Below are 17,166 nucleotides of genomic sequence, written 5' to 3'. Positions count from 1 at the left end.
CGCGCTGGGAAGTGAACGAATTCGCTGCGCGAATTCGAAACCCGCTCCGCGTGTTTTGGAAAGGCGCTGCGCGCCTTTCTTGAATTCACGCTTTGCGTGAATTCGGATTTCCGCTGCGCTCCAATCCTCGGGGACTGGTTTCGCTGCGCTCCACCAGTCCGGGGCGTCCGCTGCGCTCCCGCCCAACCGGCTACGCCGGGCAGCAATAGGAGCGGGTGGGGTGACGGTGCATCAACTCGACTACCAGGTAGGATCCCGAACCGGTCACCACCATCCACCCGAGGCCGGCGCCCCCCGCCAGTCACCACCAGGAGCGGCACGGTCCTGGTCCGGAAACCCTCCCCGCCAGACAGTCGCAGAACCTGTCGGGTGCCAGCGCCCGGAACCTCACCACTCCGAGAAGAGTAGCACCTGGCACGCCATCGCAGAGCGAGAATCGGCCAACAGTCAGTAGAATCGATGATTCATCCTGCCATCCGTAGCGGGCATGGTGCATCATGTGATGCACCGGGTAGCATCCCGAACGAGCCTGCACCGCCTGCCGGACCTGGAGGAATTCCCAGTTATGGCCGAAGAAATCAAACTCCGTCCGCATCAGGAAGAGGCCGTGGAAGCCATTGTGTCCGGCCTCCAGATCGGACCCGGCCAGCGCATCCCGGAAAGCGGCCTGCGCGGTCAGGTGCACGCCGCGTGCGGTACGGGAAAGACGTTCATCGCTGCTGCTGCCGCGCACCGCATTGCTCCTCACGGCCGTGTTCTGGTGTTGGTTCCGACTCTGGCGTTGCTTTCCCAGACGGTTGAGGAGTGGCGGGCGTTCGGGCATGCGGGGCCGATGGTGGCGGTGTGTTCCATCGAGGATGACCCGCGGCTGTACTCGCTGGGGGTGCCGTCTACGACCAGCGCGCCGCAGCTGGCTTTGCACTGGGGCAAGGGGCCGGTGACGGTGTTCGCCACCTATGCCTCCCTGCCGGTCCTGATCGAGGCTCACGAGGGCCTGTACGGGCTTCCTATGGACGTTTGGGACCTGGTGGCAGTCGATGAGGCGCACCGGACCAGTGGTCATCTGGGGAAGGCGTGGGCGGCGGTGCACGATCAGGAGCAGGTGCCGGCGATGCGGCGGTTGTATCTGACGGCGACTCCGCGGATCTGGATGGAGCGTCCTCCCCGCCGTCGCTGGGAGCGGGAGATCGAGGGGGCGCCGGCGCCGCGTGATCCGCTGCCGGAGGAGATGGCGTGTTCGATGGACGATGAGGTCATCTACGGGCCTGTTCTGTGGTCTATGGCGTTGTCGGAGGCGATTTCGCGGGGGTTGCTGGCGCGGTATCAGGTCGTGGTGGTGGAGCTGCGTGATCCGCAGCTGACGCTTCAGAGGCTGCATGGTGAGGAGCGGTACGAGGAGCATGTGCGGGGTGAGCGGCTGGCGGTGCTTCAGGCTGCGCTGCTGGAGACGATGAGCGACCACCGGCTGACGCGGTGCATCACCTTCCATCACCGCACCATCGAGGCGCGGGCGTTCGCTGAGGGTCTGGAGCGGGTGGCGCGGCGGTTGCATGCGGCTGACCCGGAGCGGCATCCGAAGCGGGTGTGGGCGGGGTGGCTTTCGGGTGAGCAGGACCAGGAGGTGCGCGGTGAGCGGCTGGGGGTGTTCGGGGCGCGGGCGGGGCGTGCGGTCATGTCCAATTGCCGGGTTCTCGGTGAAGGCGTGGACGTGCCGAGTGTGGACAGTGTGGCGCTGATCGATCCGAAGGGGTCGGCGGTGGATATCGTCCAGGCCATTGGTCGTGCGTTGCGGCAGAAGCCGGATCAGGGGAAATTGGCGACGCTGATTGTGCCGATTTTCCTGGGTGAGGATGAGACGCCGGAGGACATGCCGTATTCGGCCTCGTACCGGCCTTTGGTGAAGGTTTTGTCTGGGCTGCGGGCGCATGATGAGCGTGCCGTGGAAATGCTCGCGACGCCGCAGGAAAACGTGGCGCGTACGGGTCTGGTGCCGTCGTGGCTGGGTGAGGAGCCGGAGGAGGGCGGCGAGGAGAGCCGGCTGCTGCTCCGGTTCGGGACTCGCCGGGATCCCTCGCTCGTCGCGCGGTTCGTCAAGTACCAGTTGATCGAGCCCGAGCATGCCAACTGGAAGGCCGGGCACCGGGCGGCGGTCGCCTACCGGCAGCGGGAGGGGCACCTGGCCGTGCCGTACCAGCATGTCGAGGGCGGGCTGGCCGGTGCGCCGGCGGCGTGGCAAGGGGGCGGTTTTCCCCTTGGGCGGTGGTTGTCCGACCAGCGGCGGGCCATGCGTGCAGGGACCATGCCGTCCGAGCGGGCCGCGGACCTGGAGGAGCTGGGGATCGTGTGGGAGCCGGCCGATGAGGCGTGGGAGGAGAACCTGGGAGCCGCCCGTGCGTATTTCGAGGCGTATGGCACGCTCGCGGCTCCGGTGACGGCGGCGATCCTGGACCGGCCGGTGGGGCAGTGGCTGGCCAACGCGCGGAAGAAGGGCGGGCTGGGCAAGGACCCGGTGCGGGCGCGGCGGCGCGCCGAGTTGCTGGCGGGGATCGATCCGGACTGGCGGCCGGACTGGCCGGTGGACTGGCAGCGTCACTACGCCGCGCTGAAGACCCTGACGGCCGAGGACGGCCGGCTCGGGCCGGTGGAGCCGGGGACGGTGGTGCACGGCATGGACGTCGGCCGGTGGCTCGCCACCCAGCGCCAGGACTGGGCGCTGCTGAGCGAGGGACAGCGGGAACGGCTCGCCCGATTGGGCGTGGAGCCTGCCGTGCGGCCCGTTCCGGCACAGGGGGGAGCAGGAGACGCGGCAGCGGGCGGGAAGCCGTCTGGGGGCCGCTCAGCAGCCTTCGAGCGGGGCGTGGCAGCGCTGGCGCAGTACAAGGCCCGCACCGGCTCCCTCACCGTGAGCCGGGGGCACGTAGAGCGGCTGGAGGACGGGACCGAGGTCCGCCTCGGGGTGTTCCTGTCCAACACCAAGAGCAGGCGTGCCAGCCTCACCCCCGACAAGCTCGCCGCGCTTGCCGCCCTCGGGCTGGAGTGGGCGGCAGCGGAAGGGGCCGCGTGACACCACGTGCTGGGGCGGCGAGCGGGCAGGACCACAGGAGAGGTGAGTTCTCAGCGGCTGGAGCGGTGACCGCATGGCCGGAACGTAAAACGACTCACGCGTCTGTCGTCTGGTGAGTGAAACAGCGGCGGCCGCCCTGTTCGGGGCGGCCGCCGCGTCAACGAGTCGTCTGGCCTTTGATGGTGAAGGCCTTACGCGAGGTGGTCTACAGAGACTCTCCTGTCTGAGGGCGCGAAGCGCTGGTGGTCAGCATCGCGGTCCGTCGGTGGTGTGGTCCAGGTGGGCAAGGAAGCTTTCGATCTCGCGTACCAGGGCTTGGGTTCCCTCGGCCAGGTCGAGTCCGGTTTCCCCCGGCTCGGGCTCGACCTGGTCAGTGGTGGCGCGTGGATCGATGGATGGGCATGCGAGGTCGCTTACGAGTGACGTGAACGACCTGGCAGTAAAGTACTCGTACTCCCTTTCTGTCCATTCGCGGCATGCCGGTAGGTCTTCACTCTCGGCATGCAGGATTTCAAGGTAATCTTGTGCGTCTTTGTCTCCCCTGCGTGCCGCTCTGACCCACCATTCCAACGCCATGGTTTCCCTGTCGAGAAGTTCCAGAATTTCTGCGATGCGACGCGTTTGCCGTGGCGTTGCAGAGTCGTGGATTTCCTTTTTCATCAGGGTGCACAGTTCTCGGATTGCTTGAGTTCTGTGGTGTCCGTCTGCGTCTGGATTCGGGCAGGGGGCGGGGGCCGGGGGCCAGCCGGCAGGCTGGCCCCCCTCCGCCTGGACAGGGTCCTCGCCGATCCGAGGACCCTTGGAAACGGCCTGCTCAGATGCTTCGAGCAGCAGCCACAGGGCGAGGAGCCGGATGGGCCCGTGCTCCTCGGACGGCTGGCGCCACGATGGCTGGTTCATGCGGATACCTCCTCGCTGGACTCGTGGATTGACTTCTTCAGGTTGTTGGCGGCGGCTTTGACATAGCGCTTCACCGACTCCTCCTTGATGCGGAGGCGCTTCGCAACCACTGCGGGGCTCAAATCCTGCAGAATGCACAGGGTGATGACCTGGCGCTGACGTTCGGGAAGTTCGGCAATCAGTTCATCGATACCCTCTTTGAAGATTTCGTAAGCGGCGTCGGGGATGCCGATGCCGGATTCCTGTTCGGGCAGTTCCTGTACCGGGGCCGGGACCATGCGCCGGTTCTTGCGGAATTGGCTGATGACGGCGTTCTTCACCGCCATGCGGCCGTAGGCGGTGAGAGAGCCCTGCCGCGTGGACAGTTCCTCCCACCGCCGGTACATGTTCAGGTAGACGTCCTGCACGGCGTCCTCGGCGCTGTGCAGGTCGCCGGCCTGGGCCCGGGCCAGTCGGGAGTACGCCTCGAGGGTCTCGAGGACGAAGGACTCGAAGTCCACTCCCCAGACGGCCTCGCTCACGCAGCCTCCCGCATGGTGATGGCCCGGTGCCGGTCGGCCGGGTCGGCTGCGTCCTTGCGGAACAGCCAGGCCGGCTGTCCCTGCTCGAAGCGGGCGGCGGCGCCGCCGTCGGGCAGGGACTGGGCCATCGCGACCATGGTGGCGCGCTGTTCGCGCTCCGCCCGGGTGGCGATGTGTGCCTTCAGGAGCATTTCCATGACGCCGCGGGCGCGGCGCAGTGCGTAGAAGAGCAGGATGAGCACGGGCAGGGATACCCCGCCCGCTCCTACCCAGTACGACCAAGTCATCGACCAGGCCTCCTCGTAGTGACGGTCTCGTTGACGAAGGCCGAGAGCCTTCATCCCTTACACGCCGCAGAGGGGCCGGATCCGGATGCCTGGGAGCAAGATTTTTTTACAACTGCCGCTCCACTCACGCCTGTCACAGTGTTCATGCAGGTCACACGGGTGTGGTGCACAGTGGCGGGCGGAAAACTCGTGATAGCCACGCGGCCCCGCGCCCCCAGGGCCGGCAGAAAGGTGGGGGCGCGGGGGTCGGGAGCGGGCTCTGAGTGCGGGGTGGGCTCGGATCCGTACTGATGGGGTGGGTGCGGGTTCAGGCCGAGGTGGCGAGAGCCGCGGCGGGCTGGATTTCCCTGTGCCTGGGGGCGGGCGGGCTCTCGTCTGGGCCGGCCAGGCACTTGTACAGCGCCTCCACCCAGAGGTGACGGCGCTCTTCGGGTGCTTCACACGCGAGAAGGAAACCGAGGAGTTGGTGCTCGGTTCGCGGTACGGCGCGGGCCTTGATGATGCGGTGCGCGGTGCTGTGGGGCAGGGCGTTGAAGCCGCCGGCCCGTCGCTCCATCTCTGCGGCCGAGGGGAAGCCGGCATAGGCGTGAAGGTCGCGCAGGGCTCCGCTGAGGTCTCTGAAGTCACGTACGTAGTCGGGGCGCGGCTCGTCGTAGGCGCGGCCGGGGCGCTCCTCGTCGTGGCGGGCGCGTTTCCACAGGCGGACGGCGACGTCAGTGCACAGGTCGCGGTCATGCCCTGGGGTGGTGCAGGCCTGGACGTAGTCCTCCACAACCGTGCGTCGTGGCACTCCCTTGCCTGATGCGGCTCGTTTCAGGGTGGCGGGCGAGGACACTGTCCGCTGGGCGAGCTCGGCGAAGCTGAGGCCTGTTCGGGCGTGGATATCGCGCAGGTACTTGGCGAGCTGTGCCTGTGCGTAGAGGCTGAAGTCCAGCGGCTTTTGAGGGCGGGCCATGGCCGTGTTCCTCAGCGTTCGCCGGAGGAGGCGCGGTAGGCCTGGATGAGGCGGGCCAGGCGCCGTCCGGGCCGGGTGGGCAGCACGACACCGGCGACGGCCGCGGTGCCGATGGCGCCGGCACCGCACAGCAGGAGGAGGATGTCCCGGACCTGCTGGCCGTTGAGGGCCAGCACGGCGGCGGTGACGACGAAGGCGATGATGACGGCTGCGTGTGACATGCCGAAGGGTGCGGTATGGGTGTCGGCAGAGCGCCGGGGCGTTGCGGTGGTGGCGGGGTCCTTGGCCATGAGGGCACGGCTCCTTGTGCGAGGCGCCCGGCGGCCTGGCCGCCGGGCGGTTGCTACGGCTCCAACTTGTCTGGACCGCAGGGCGGTTGGCGACGCCCGACAAGGTCCGTGCTGTCGACTTTGCCAGGCCAAGGACGGTCTGCGGGGTCCCGCACAGGCGGGGGCCAGAGGTAGGCCCAACTGCATCCCTCAACAGTGAGGAACCCTGCACGCTCGTCTCCCCGGGCCGCTTCCGGTGCCCTCGACGTCACGGTGTCTGTGCCCGGTCTGCCGCATCCTTCCTGCTCACAGGTCTGACGCACGAACGGGTGGGGTGGACGCCTGCATACGGGCACGGACGGCGGCACGCGCGGTCTGCGCCCGCCTCCTTTGGCCCCAGCACCGCCCACGGACACGCGCCCGACCTGCAACGATGAGGCCGCCCACCGGCGTCCTCACTACAGTGCGGCACCGTTTCCCGGGCGCAGAGGGCCGTTGACCTGCACATATTCCGCACCGGTGATCACTTCGTGGTGGGTTGGCTCATTGGCATCCATGGCCTTGACCAGGCACAACGTCGTCGGCGCTGGATAAATCGCCTGCAAATTGCGACGGTTGAAGTGCAACTTGGCCCGCAATTGGCTGAGGCACTGCACGGCAGATCGCTACGGCTCCCACCAGCTGTCGCCGGCAGAACACCGCAGGCTCGTGTTGGCGCAGGACCTGCACCAGAGCCGGCTCCCTTCTCCGAGGGCGTCGGCTCTGCCGCTCACCAGGGCATACGAAGGAGGGGCACGCGTGGAGAGCACCACAACAGCTGGCCGGCCACTGGTCGCCACGCAGCCCTCTACCCCCCTCCGCATCGGCCAGTGGGGGCCGTCCATCTCAGGCACGTCGTCCCAGATCTTGACCCTGTCCAGCCTTGCCCCCCACCGCCCTTCCTGCACGCGCCCGTCCCCAGCATCCGCCGCGCGGCCGGCCCCCTGCCCGGCCGGCACCCGCCACGCGAGGGACGACCTCCCGAACCAGACAGCCGCAGGCCTGGCCCCGGCGTCCGGTGATTCAGCTCAGCGACGTCGGACGGCGCGGGGGCGGCACTGCGCGCAGGAGCTCCCACAGGGGGCGGGAGCCGGATGCCCAGGCGGCCAGGGTCTGGCGGTCGACGACGTGCAGCCGCTGTTGCTTGGCGAAGGTGACCGCCGGGCCGGTCACCCGTCCGTTGGTGACGATCACGGCGACGTCGGCGCCGTGGACCTGGCGGGCGGTGCCGTTGAGGACCTGGAGGTCGGGTGTGCCGACCGGTGAGCCGTGGGCGCCGTTACGGCGGTGCTTGCACTGGATCACCCAGCGCCGCCCGTAGGGGTCAGTGGCTTTCACGTCGGCGCCGAGGTCGCCGCGGCCGCCGACCCGCTGGGCGTCGTGGCAGCCGTCGCGCTGCATCAGGTCCCGTATGGCGTCCTCGAACCGGGCGTGGTGCAGAGCGTCCAGCTGGGGCAGTCCGTAGCGCAGGCCCTGCGCCCGCACCGCCTCCCACCGGGCCTGCTGCTGCCGGTTGTAGAGCCAGCCGGCGCCCGCGAGGACGGCGAGCACCAGGGCCGCGACGAGGACCCACCAGTGGGTCAGCAGCCAGTTGACGACCATCACCACCAACGTGATGCCGGCCGCGGCTGTCACGGCGAGGGCGAGCAGCTGGGCGTCGCGTTGCTGCTGCCGTCGGCTGGGCCGCCGATTGCGCCGCCGCGTGGGCGGCCGCCGGCGGGTCACCGCTGCCACCGGATCGGGTACGAGACGGTGGGGCGAGGCTGTGGCGCCCGCGCGGCGGGTGCGTGGTCGAACCGGATCGGGTACTGCACCGTCGGCTTCGGCTGTGGGGCCCCGCCTTCCCCGGCGGAGACGTTGCTGTTGCCCAGCCCGACCACGGCCAAGGCCACTACCCCGAAGATCATCGTTTCCCGTTTGGCGCCCGGAGCCCACCGCGCATGGGTGCGAACTCGTGTCCCGTCAGAACGCACGTACGACCGCACTAAAGGCATGCAAGCCTCCCCCTCGTAGCAACTCCCCGCACACCAGGTCATGCTGACAGCAGGCACTGACAACACGTCAGCACATCAGCACCCCGGGTGATCAAGGAAGGGGAGAACAGGCCAGGTCAGACATGACGTAGGGCCCTGCCCTCCCCTGGCCACCCCGCGGAGGGCGAGGACGGTTTCCCAGGCGGGGTGAGGCGGCCCACGGGCTGATCATCCGGGTCGCGTGCCGGATGTCGCTCAGCTGCCGGTCGCCCGTGCCAGGCGGCGGTCCAGCCCACGGTCGAGGTGCCACTCCTGGGCGGCCGTGGAAGCGTAGCCGTTCCACCCTGCAGCACGGTGCGCGCCTGCTCGGCCCGCTCGGCCCGCGTCAGCAGAGTCTGCGCGAGCTTCGCCAGGTAGGCGCGCAGCGACAGTCCTTCAGCGGCGGCTACGGCAGTCAGTCGGCCCTGGCTTCACGCGGGATGCGAAGGTTCGCGTCAGTCATCGTCGTGTCCCTTCCGAGCGGCACACCGTACGGGCACAGGTGCGTCGAGGGAGTGAGTCGACCGGTGGTGTGCTTGCCGGGCGGGAAGCGTTTCCGGGGTAGTGCGGCGTCAGCGGGTTCGCCTCACAGACTGTGGCGTTGCGGGCGGTGGCGAGGTCGGGCCGTTCTGGGGCGGTGGACGGGGCGAGTCGGGCGTTGGCGATGGCTGAGGAGAACGCGAATGCCCCGGCTGGAGCCGGGGCATTCGGGGTTTCATGGGCACCGGCGCCGGTCACGATGTCGCGGGTGCCGCGGCCTTTACCCCCCCAGGGCAATCTGCCGTAGCAGGTCTCGGTCCTGGATGGGGTAGCAGCGGTTGGTTCGTTCTCCTGGGCTGAAGGATCTGAGGGCTCCTGTCTGCCGGAGTTCCGCGATGGCCTTCTCGACGGTTGCTCGTCCGAGACAGAGCGTGTCGGACAGATCTGCTTGGCTTGGCCCCGAGGCGACCAGTTCCTCGGTGGTCGACATCACCAGTGCGCCGTCCGCTCTGCGCCTTATGACGTTGCGGCGTGTGGGTGCCGCCAGGTAGTTCAGCACTGTTGCGACGCGGGCGACGGGGGATGCGCGCGTCGCCGTGTACAGCCGTTCTGTCAGCGCGCCTCGCTTGGCTGCCATGCGCGCGAGCATCAGGGCGATCGCCGGATCAGTCGAGGCCAGCGTGCTCAGCTTGGTGGCGGGAACCTCGATGAAGACGCAGCGGGAAAGGACCGACCCGTGGATCAGGTTGGTGGTGGTCGGGTTGATTCCTTCCTCGCTGTACGAGCCGGGAAGGCCACCGGAGTTGCTGATGTTCTCGAAGAGCATCAGTTCCCGCCACAGGCGCGCCTTGCCGGCCTGCACGGTCTCCGAGATGCATCCGTCGACCAGGAAGTAGGCGAACTTCATCACGGGGAGTACGAGGGGGCGTCCTCGTCCTCGTCTGCGCAGGCGTGAGACCTCGGTGAGGGCCTCCACGGAGTCGTGCGGCAGTCCGTACAGGGAGAAGAAGTCAGCGATCAAGTCTGACTCGCGCGGCCGCCGGGTGATGGTAGGGGAGGTCATGGTCATCTCCCCGCCGCCGGGGTCGTGGATGCCGGGTCCGGGGCGACCGGTGGAGGTTCATGCGGCGGCGCGGGAGCGGCGGGCGTCGCTGGCGGGGCCGGTGCGACGGTGTTGGAGGCCGGGGCCGCTGAGTCGGCCAGGATGCGTACGACGGGCACCAGCGCGCCGATGAGGAGGGCGAGTGCGGCGATGACGGAAGCGATCCGGGCGGGTCTGGTCTTCAGGGACCGTACGGCGTAGCAGGCTGCGGCCAGCACGATCCCGAAGATCAGGATGACCGCCATGTAGGCGTCGGTGAGCACACCTCTCCTATCGAGAGGCGGTCGAGCTTCGATCGAATGTCCGAAGCTCGACCGCGGGTTTTTTGGGAACCTCGCTCTGACCAGTGGCATTTGGACTGCGGCTAACAGTCCGTCACCGGTTGCCGGTGAATGTTACGCCATCGGTGTCACCCGGCGACAATTCCTGCTCAGCGTAGGGATTTCTCGGCTACGGGAAAGTGAAGTGCCGTCAGGAACAAAGGGACACAACGCCCCTGACGCGTTTTGCGGAATGGGTAATACCGGTTGCCCGTGGGGGGCCTGAAAGCCGGCACAGTGACGGGCCGGAAGCGGCCTCGGAGAGCAAGAAGCCCCGCCGGATCGCCCGGCGGGGCCTTCTGATTCGACGGAACAGCTGCTATTGAAGAGTTGGGCCGGGGCCTTGCCGGGGGAGCCACCCCCGACTGGCCACCGGCCGGTGCTGAGCGAGGGCTCCCAAAAGCCGTGTGTTCAGCGCTGTCTAGGAAACACTATGCACCGTTGTGAAAATGGCTCTGCGGAGGGGTTTTCGGCTATGGCTCCGCAAGAACCCCTCCCAGTAGGGGTTCTCCGCCCGTTTTTAAGGCGTACTCATCTCATCCGGAGGAGCGCAGTTCGAATTCTCAGGAGCCCTGAGTGCACCTCCCCGGCTCTGTGCTCGTGCTCCCAAAGCCCGCATAGACGGCCCCAAGTGGGTCACACAGCCGTCCGCGTCGTGGTGACCCTCCTCCTCACCGAGAACTGTCATGGCTCGTTCCCCGCGTCGGACCTGATGAGGGACAAGGTGGGCGTCTACGTCGTATGAAGCAGTCACGATCATCGTCCGGGGCGCTGAGATTTCACGTGTGTGGCGTCAATCACTCACGGTGTGTCACGTGGATGAGGAGAGCCCCGGTCGGGCCCGTTCATGACGGTCCACACGGCCGTCGTCCTTCTGACCGCGGTCATCATCGGCCTAATCGTCGGAGGGCTCACCTTCCTCAGCGGCGGCACCGTGGCCGCTGCCGTTCTGGCCGGTCTGACCGCAGCCGGCGTCAGCATCCCTGTGCTGCGCTCACTCATCGGCTGACGCCCGGCCCTGGCCCGCCATGGAACTTTACAAAGGCCAGCACCCCGTGACGTTGGCCAAGACAGGCGCGGGCCGCCGCTGCGCGACGAGCTCGAGTGAGACCGGCTGAGGGCTGCCGGTCGCGGGGCCCGGCCTGCTCTCCCCTGCCCGAGGTCGGCGTTCCGACGCGGGTCCGGGCCGGGTGAGAGCAGCCGGCTGCGGGTCCCGGTGACTGGGGGTGTGTTCAGCAGGCGTCGGCGAGTTCTTCGATCTGGTCGGCGAGGCGGCGGTCGGGGTGGTGGAAGGGAGCGCCGGCCAGTTCTTCGACCTTGAGGCGTCCGACGGCTTCGCGCAGGGCCGGGGCAGGGTGGGCGGGGCATCGGATGGCGGTCGGGGTGGTGGGGGTGAGGTGGATGTCGGTGTCGAGGTCGAGGGTCTGGTGGGCCCAGTGGTCGGCGTCGCGCAGTTCGCCGCGCAGCAGGTGGTGGAGGTGGAGGCAGTAGGCGGCGGTGGCGTTGCCGGCGCCGGCGGCGAACTGCCACCACCACAGGGCGCTGTCGGGTTCCTGGGCGAGGTTGAGGAGGCAGCCGAAGTGGAGGGCGCCGTCGGCGTCGGAGGGGGCGTCGGCGATGCGGGCGAGGTGTTCGGCGGCTTTGGTGCTGTGGATGAGTTCGGCGGACAGGGCCATCAGGGCTTGTTCGGCGCCGTCGAGGGCAGTGGGGTAGTGGCCTTCGGGGGCGGGGCGGGCGCCGAACATGAGGGTGGCGGTGACGTCGCGGACGATTTCGCGGTGCAGGGCGTCGAGGTCGGCGTCGGTGACGGTGTCTGCGAGGGCGGCCTGGTCGAGGTAGTCGTCGATGCTGCGCGGCACGGTGTTACTCCTTCTCCTCGTCGTCACCGAGGTCTATGCCGAGTTTGGTGGCGATGCGCTTGCGGGCCAGGCGGCGGTGGGTGCGGGCGGTGGCTGCGGTGATGCCCATGATGTCGGCGGCCTGTTTGCAGGGGTAGCCCAGGACGTACTGCAGGATGATGACGTCGAACTGGCGTTCCGGCAGGGCGGTGATGGCCGTGTAGAGGCCGAGGGGGGAGTCGATGGCCGCCAGCTGCGTGCGCATGTGTTCCAGCGTGGCGCGGACGGCGTCGTGGACGGCGGTGGTTCGCGCGGTTCCGGTGGGGGTGGTACTGCGTCCGTCGGCGGAGGGTCCGACGTTCATGCGCAGGTGCATCTCGACGCGCATCTTCAGCACCCGCCATGCGTAGGCCTCCGGTCCGCCGTCCTGGAGGAGGACGACGGACCAGTTGAGGGCGAGGTGGCCATAGAGGCGGCGCACGACCTCCCGGGCGGCCTTCATGTCGCCCAGCACGGTGGCGGCGTAGCGCAGCTGGGGGCGGGCGTACATGCGGTAGAAGGCGTCCAGGTCGGACGGCATCTCGTAGTGGATGCCCTGCAAGGCGTTCAGTTCCTTGGACGGGGTGGGGAGCGTGTAGGGGGTGTTGCTGTCCTCGGGCACGGCCATCGTCATGCCTCCTCGTCCCGGGCGGGCACCGGGGCCAGGGCCTCGGTGCCCGCAGTACGTGCCGGCTGTGTGCTGAGAAGCTCGGCGACGCCGACCCGGGCGCCGGCGCGCAGCACCCGGCGCAGTCCCGCGACGACGTCGGGGAGGAAGACGCGCGCGGCGGTGGTGGCCGCCAGCAGCACGAGCAGATCGTTCACGGACATCGGGACCTGGTCCTCTCCTGCCAACACGGCGTCAACTCCATTTGAGGGGTAGGGAGATGAACGCTGCGGAGGACACCGCTCTGGGTCCTCGACTGCAGGATTTCGGATCGCGGGGGTCAAACGCGCACGCTCTTCCCGACCAAAATACGACGCAAGGTGATCAAGCCGACACGCACAGGAGTAGACCACAGCGTTAAGTTACCGCTTAGACACCAGGCGTGACCTGGGGGAACGCATGCCCCACACCCCCCGGAAGGTGTCGTTCCCACCCAACCGGACATCCTGTCGCTTTACCGAACACGTGATGGGCATCACAGGTCCAAAAGGTTTCTCGAACTGAGCAATTGGCGCGCCACACCCGTATGAAGGCGGGCGGGCCGTGTCACCAGCGAGCTGCGCACCGCAGGACACACGCCCCCTCCGGACCGCCGCAGCACGACGCCGGCCGCCTCCGACCGGAGCCGGCCCGCCGCCGGGTCCGCCGAACACACCCCGCCGCTCGGCACCGGCCTCAAGCATGCCTCCGACAGCACGGCCGGACAGGCGTGCGTTACGAAACCTGCCACACTCATCCCGCTCCAACTGACCTGGCATGAAGGGCTCTTGACTACCGGTCGGACTCATGAGACTCTCTTTTCCGGACGCCACCAGTGCGTCCTTTTGCTGTCTGAGGCTCCCTTGTTGATTGCGGGGGCCTTTTTTCGTTTCCGCCAGGCCCCCGGTGCCACAGCCGGGGGCCTTTCCTGTTCCTGGAGGCCTCACCTTGCTGTCCGCACTCTCCCCCAGCACCGTGCTCGGTGTGCCGGGCTCACTGGCGCTGCTCGCCGCCGTCGTGCTGGTGCCCATCCTGCTGCTGGTGGCCGGTGTCGCCTTCTTCGCCCTGCGCCGGGTCGACCGGGCCGACCTGCCGGTCGCGCTGCTGGGACTGGCGCACGTCATCTCTGCCCTGTGCGGACTCCTGCCGTGGGGACGGCCCACACCCCCGCCGGCACTCCCCCAGCCGACCGCGGAAGACACCGAGCCCCCGGCGGCCGGGTCGACCGTCGTCCTCGTACGCCCCGAGCCCACCGCACCCGCCGTCGTACGGAGAGCAGAGTGAAGCGCGAACGCGTCTCGGGCAGCAGATACATCCACCCGGCCCTCGTCGAACACACCAGCACCCTGGCCGGGGCACTGCGCAACCTCGACAAGCAGCGCGCGACCATCTTCCTGGCGGTCGTGCTCTACAACGCCTCACCCGAGCTGATCGGCAAGCAGCTCCAGATGCCGCCGCACCGTGTCCGGGCCTCCTTCATCAAGGCCGCCTCCATGCTCCGTCATCCTTCCAGCGCAATTGAGCTGCAGCGCCTCGCCTACGAGGTCGGCGCGTTCGACGCCAGCGCGCTGGTCGATGACGAGCTGCGGACTCTCATCCGTCAGTGGCGCCTGGCGGCGATGTTCGAGGCCCTGTGCGCGGCGTGCGCCCGCCCCATACCCGTGCGGGTGGTCAGCATCTTGCAGCCGCGGCCGGGGCGGCCCCGCCGGTACTGCTCCAACGCCTGCCGCCAGAAGGCCTACCGGGCGCGGCGCAAGCGATGAGCCGCCGCGACCTGGGCGGGCGGGGTGGTACCGGCCCGCCCGGGCGGTCAGGGAGCCGGGCCCGGGCGGGGGTGTTCGGGCTGAGCCCTGGCCGCGTCGGCGTAGGGGCGGGTGTAGCGGGTGGCGGCCACGACGGTGATGCCGAACAGTTCGCTGATCATGCGGGCGTCCGCTGCGGCCTGGGCCTCGTTGACCATGCGGTCGTTGCGCAGCAGGTGGCTGGAGGAGGGGTACTGCTGGTAGAGCCAGGGTGCGCTGACGGGTGTGGTCGTCACCGCGCTGCGGTGGGTGAGGAGCAGGTGGGGGTTGGCGGTGCGCGGCCAGGTGGTGTGGCGGTGGGTGAGGTAGGCGGCGAGGCGTTCTTTGACGGGGTCGGCGAGCAGGATGGTGCGGCTGGGCAGGTACAGGCGGCCCTGGTCGAGGTCGCGCAGGTCGGTGAGGGTCAGGGTGCGGATCTCTGCGACGCGCGGGGCGTGGAAGACCAGCAGTGCGGTGACGGCGGCCCGGACGGGGTCGGGTGAGGTGAGTGCTTCGCGCAGCGGGGCCAGTTCGGCGGGCACGGGGACGTCGCGGTGGGACCGTCCGACGCGCAGGTGCACGGCCGGGTTGCGGACGGCGTAGCGATGGGTGTGCAGGAACCCGAAGACGGCGCGCAGGGCGGAGGCGGTGTTGGCGTAGTCGTTGCCCGTCAGGCGGCAGGCGGCGAGTTCCTCACGCAGGCGGGCGGGGGGAACGTCGGTCAGGTCGTTCAGGTCTGCGGCGGCGAGGCGGGTGAGGACGGGCAGGGCGAAGTGCACGTGAAGGCGCAGGGTGATGGGAGACAGGGCCAGGCTGCGCGGTGAGGTGCTCTGGCCGTTGAGGCGGGCGGTGAACCAGTGGGCGAGCTGGCCGGTCATCGGCTCGGGCAGGTGGGCGGTGGTGCGGGCGAACCAGGCCTCAATGGTCTGCGGGCGGTCCTCCTCGAGGAAGCCGTGCGCGGCGAGGAACTCATGCAGCAGACGAGCGGCCATGCCACTGCCAGTCAGTTCCTGGACCACACTCGCCGGCACCGGGCCCCCGGGGGTGTCCTGCACGGCCAGCACGATGCGCAGACCCCGGCGGTAGCGGGTCAGGGTGGAGCAGGACCAGCCGCGCGCCGCGGCCCAGGCGTTCAGGCTGTGCTCCAGCCAGCCGGCCAGCACCGGATCGCGTGCCACGCCGTCGCAGGCGGCGAGCGTGCGCGGCGGCGGCTCGAACAGCGTCAGCTGCCGGTGGGCGTGCGGCACCAACGGCGGCGGTGCACCCTGCGGCGCGGTGGGCGGGGTGCGCTCGGGCCGGCGTTCCTGCGCGCGGGTGCTGGCGAAGGACAGCTGCACCCAGCCGCACCCCAGGGCAGCGTCGTAGGGCAGGTGCCCGTCGCCCGACGTGCGGCGCAGCCGGGCCCGCTGCTGCCAGCACATCCGGCACACCCGGTCGTGGTTGACCGCCACCGTGCGCCGGCACCACGTACACGGTCCGCCCGGCCCCACCTTGGAGAACTTGTAGTGCCAGCCCACGCACCCCCAGCAGCGCCACTGCGCGGCGCGGCTGGTGCCCCACGCGAAGCAGTCCGGGCACGAGCCGCGGCGCTCCGGTGACAGCGGATGGCAGGCGGTGCACAGGCCCTGGTGGAAGAAGAACCCGGACCGGCCGCACACCAGGCACGGCGGCGGCGTGTGCGGGCCGCCGGGCAGACACTCGAAGCAGACATCGACCCGCGGCACCGTGAACGCCGCCGGCCGCACCCCACAGCCACCGCACACCACAGGCCGGCCCCGACGCTGTACGGACACCCGCTCACGCTCCCGGTCACCCGACCCCACCGCCCCCGCCCGCGGCACCGGCGGCGCCGGGTACATGCCGCCCGGCACCGTGCCGCCCACCGCCGTCACACCGGCGGCAGGGACGGCCGCACGCCACCGGCCCCCCGCACCATGGCCGGGCCCCCGCTCCACGCCCCCACCTCGCCGATCCCATCGACAGCCGGCACCGGCAGCAGGCGCGGAGCAGGCCGGGCCGGCGGGGCGGGTACGCAATCCAGGGCCAGCAGGCCGGCCGCGTCGCAGCCCAAGACCCGGCAGATCACCTCCAGATCATCCAGCCGCACCGACACCGGAGCCACCGTCGTCGACCACAAGGCAGACATCTTGCCCGCGCTGACCTGAAGACCCGCCGCCGCCAGCAGCCGACGCATCTCGACCGCCGTGAACACACCGCGTTCAGCCGCCCGCAGCCGCAACTGCCACCGCACCCCCTCAACACCCCCCGCCCACACCGGCTCCCGCGGTCCCGGCAGCCGGTGCCGGACCCAGCAGACGACCCGTGAGCCGCGCGTTGGCCTGCCGCCAGTGCCACTCCACCCGCTCAGCCGGCACATGCACATAACGGGCCGTCGTCGAAATCCAGGTATGGCCCAGCAGCGCCCCGATCGCCTCCAGATCCATCCCCTGCCCATACAGATGAGAAGCGCAGAAATGCCGCAGCGGATGCGGCGTCAGCCGGCCCGCCCACCCCGGCAGCCAGCACCCCACCGCCCGCGCCAAACCCTGGCGCAGCGTCACCGCACACGCCGGCCGCAGACCCCCGCCCTCCACGGTGCGGCAACGGCTGGGAAACAACACCGCCCCACCACCCGCCAGATCATCACCGAACTGCCCCCGTACCTGCCCCACCCACCACGCCAGCAGCCGGTCCACCCCATCAATCGCCGGCACCACACGCTGCCTGGGCCCACTGCCCCGAGCACCCTTGCCGCACCGCACATGCAGCAACCCACACGCCCCCGCCCGCGGATACCAGTCCCCCACCCGCAACTGCACCGTCTCATTGATCCGCAACCCCACCCGCCGCCACAACGACGCCGCCACATAATCCCGCGCCCCCACCAAAAACGCCCTCCCCCCAACCCCCGGC

19 protein-coding genes and 1 pseudogene are annotated in these 17,166 nt (G+C 69.3%); 4 read left to right on the top strand and 16 right to left on the bottom strand.

What is annotated here, in order from left to right; all coding sequences use genetic code 11:
• The first annotated feature begins 565 nt into the window (after nt 1–565).
• Entirely contained in the window at nt 566–3,064 is a 2,499-nt protein-coding gene (locus tag EBH09_RS36910; protein WP_121751227.1) for a DEAD/DEAH box helicase, read from the top strand.
• A 246-nt stretch (nt 3,065–3,310) separates the two neighbouring features.
• Here the strand turns inward: EBH09_RS36910 and EBH09_RS37595 are convergent, their stop codons facing one another.
• From EBH09_RS37595 to EBH09_RS38170, 10 genes and pseudogenes are all read right to left on the bottom strand, one after another.
• The gene (locus EBH09_RS37595) at nt 3,311–3,964 is read right to left on the bottom strand and encodes a hypothetical protein (protein ID WP_153182779.1); all 654 of its coding nucleotides are present in this window, start codon (nt 3,962–3,964) and stop codon (nt 3,311–3,313) included.
• The gene (locus tag EBH09_RS36905) at nt 3,961–4,485 is read right to left on the bottom strand and encodes a sigma-70 family RNA polymerase sigma factor (protein ID WP_055422287.1); all 525 of its coding nucleotides are present in this window, start codon (nt 4,483–4,485) and stop codon (nt 3,961–3,963) included. The genes EBH09_RS37595 and EBH09_RS36905 overlap by 4 nt, the downstream gene beginning before the upstream one ends.
• A complete protein-coding gene (locus tag EBH09_RS36900) occupies nt 4,482–4,772 on the bottom strand; it encodes a hypothetical protein (protein WP_055422286.1) in 291 nt (96 codons plus the stop codon). Before EBH09_RS36900 ends, EBH09_RS36905 begins: the two co-directional genes overlap by 4 nt.
• 307 nt (nt 4,773–5,079) lie before the next feature.
• The gene (locus EBH09_RS36895; protein ID WP_121751226.1) at nt 5,080–5,727 is read right to left on the bottom strand and encodes a helix-turn-helix transcriptional regulator; all 648 of its coding nucleotides are present in this window, start codon (nt 5,725–5,727) and stop codon (nt 5,080–5,082) included.
• Between the two features lie 11 nt (nt 5,728–5,738).
• Nucleotides 5,739–6,017 (bottom strand): hypothetical protein, encoded by a 279-nt coding sequence (locus EBH09_RS36890; RefSeq protein ID WP_121751225.1) that lies wholly within the window; start codon nt 6,015–6,017, stop codon nt 5,739–5,741.
• A 437-nt stretch (nt 6,018–6,454) separates the two neighbouring features.
• Entirely contained in the window at nt 6,455–6,652 is a 198-nt protein-coding gene (locus EBH09_RS37590; RefSeq protein WP_153182778.1) for a hypothetical protein, read from the bottom strand.
• 406 nt (nt 6,653–7,058) lie between these two features.
• Entirely contained in the window at nt 7,059–7,760 is a 702-nt protein-coding gene (locus tag EBH09_RS36885; protein ID WP_121751224.1) for a restriction endonuclease, read from the bottom strand.
• A gap of 503 nt (nt 7,761–8,263) precedes the next feature.
• Nucleotides 8,264–8,510: pseudogene (locus tag EBH09_RS39710) on the bottom strand (hypothetical protein).
• 297 nt (nt 8,511–8,807) lie between these two features.
• Nucleotides 8,808–9,434, bottom strand: coding sequence for a Crp/Fnr family transcriptional regulator (locus EBH09_RS36870; protein WP_153182777.1), 627 nt, complete (start codon nt 9,432–9,434; stop codon nt 8,808–8,810).
• Between the two features lie 158 nt (nt 9,435–9,592).
• Nucleotides 9,593–9,892: a hypothetical protein gene (locus EBH09_RS38170; RefSeq protein ID WP_193776777.1), complete on the bottom strand. Its 300-nt coding sequence runs from the start codon at nt 9,890–9,892 to the stop codon at nt 9,593–9,595.
• A 904-nt stretch (nt 9,893–10,796) separates the two neighbouring features.
• On the opposite strand from EBH09_RS38170, the gene EBH09_RS38165 reads away from it, so the two are divergent.
• Nucleotides 10,797–10,958 (top strand): hypothetical protein, encoded by a 162-nt coding sequence (locus tag EBH09_RS38165; RefSeq protein WP_193776776.1) that lies wholly within the window; start codon nt 10,797–10,799, stop codon nt 10,956–10,958.
• 223 nt (nt 10,959–11,181) lie between these two features.
• Here the strand turns inward: EBH09_RS38165 and EBH09_RS36860 are convergent, their stop codons facing one another.
• Genes EBH09_RS36860 through EBH09_RS36850 form a run of 3 tightly spaced genes read right to left on the bottom strand, consistent with a single transcriptional unit; the run spans nt 11,182 to nt 12,684 of the window.
• A complete protein-coding gene (locus tag EBH09_RS36860) occupies nt 11,182–11,808 on the bottom strand; it encodes a hypothetical protein (protein WP_121751220.1) in 627 nt (208 codons plus the stop codon).
• Nucleotides 11,809–11,812: 4 nt separating this feature from the next.
• Nucleotides 11,813–12,460, bottom strand: coding sequence for a sigma-70 family RNA polymerase sigma factor (locus EBH09_RS36855; protein WP_121751219.1), 648 nt, complete (start codon nt 12,458–12,460; stop codon nt 11,813–11,815).
• A complete protein-coding gene (locus EBH09_RS36850) occupies nt 12,457–12,684 on the bottom strand; it encodes a hypothetical protein (RefSeq protein ID WP_153182776.1) in 228 nt (75 codons plus the stop codon). The genes EBH09_RS36855 and EBH09_RS36850 overlap by 4 nt, the downstream gene beginning before the upstream one ends.
• Before the next feature lie 736 nt (nt 12,685–13,420).
• Between EBH09_RS36850 and EBH09_RS36845 the strand changes: the two genes are divergently transcribed.
• Both EBH09_RS36845 and EBH09_RS36840 read left to right on the top strand, forming a co-directional pair.
• Entirely contained in the window at nt 13,421–13,756 is a 336-nt protein-coding gene (locus tag EBH09_RS36845) for a hypothetical protein (protein ID WP_121751217.1), read from the top strand.
• Nucleotides 13,753–14,235 (top strand): hypothetical protein, encoded by a 483-nt coding sequence (locus tag EBH09_RS36840; protein WP_121751216.1) that lies wholly within the window; start codon nt 13,753–13,755, stop codon nt 14,233–14,235. The genes EBH09_RS36845 and EBH09_RS36840 overlap by 4 nt, the downstream gene beginning before the upstream one ends.
• A 47-nt stretch (nt 14,236–14,282) precedes the next feature.
• Here EBH09_RS36840 and EBH09_RS36835 read toward each other — a convergent pair whose 3' ends face one another.
• From EBH09_RS36835 to EBH09_RS36825, 3 genes are all read right to left on the bottom strand, one after another.
• On the bottom strand, nt 14,283–16,046 hold the full coding sequence (locus EBH09_RS36835) for a site-specific integrase (RefSeq protein ID WP_153182775.1): 1,764 nt from the start codon (nt 16,044–16,046) through the stop codon (nt 14,283–14,285).
• Nucleotides 16,047–16,141: 95 nt separating this feature from the next.
• On the bottom strand, nt 16,142–16,504 hold the full coding sequence (locus EBH09_RS36830; RefSeq protein ID WP_121751228.1) for a helix-turn-helix transcriptional regulator: 363 nt from the start codon (nt 16,502–16,504) through the stop codon (nt 16,142–16,144).
• Between the two features lie 4 nt (nt 16,505–16,508).
• Nucleotides 16,509–17,166, bottom strand: a 658-nt coding sequence (locus EBH09_RS36825; protein WP_238697603.1) for a tyrosine-type recombinase/integrase, incomplete at its 5' end; no start/stop codon positions are given.

The organism is Streptomyces sp. E2N166 (assembly GCF_003671715.1).
In the GTDB taxonomy this organism is placed as follows: Bacteria; Actinomycetota; Actinomycetes; order Streptomycetales; family Streptomycetaceae; genus Streptomyces; species Streptomyces thinghirensis.
This window is presented reverse-complemented; position numbering and strand designations above follow the sequence as displayed.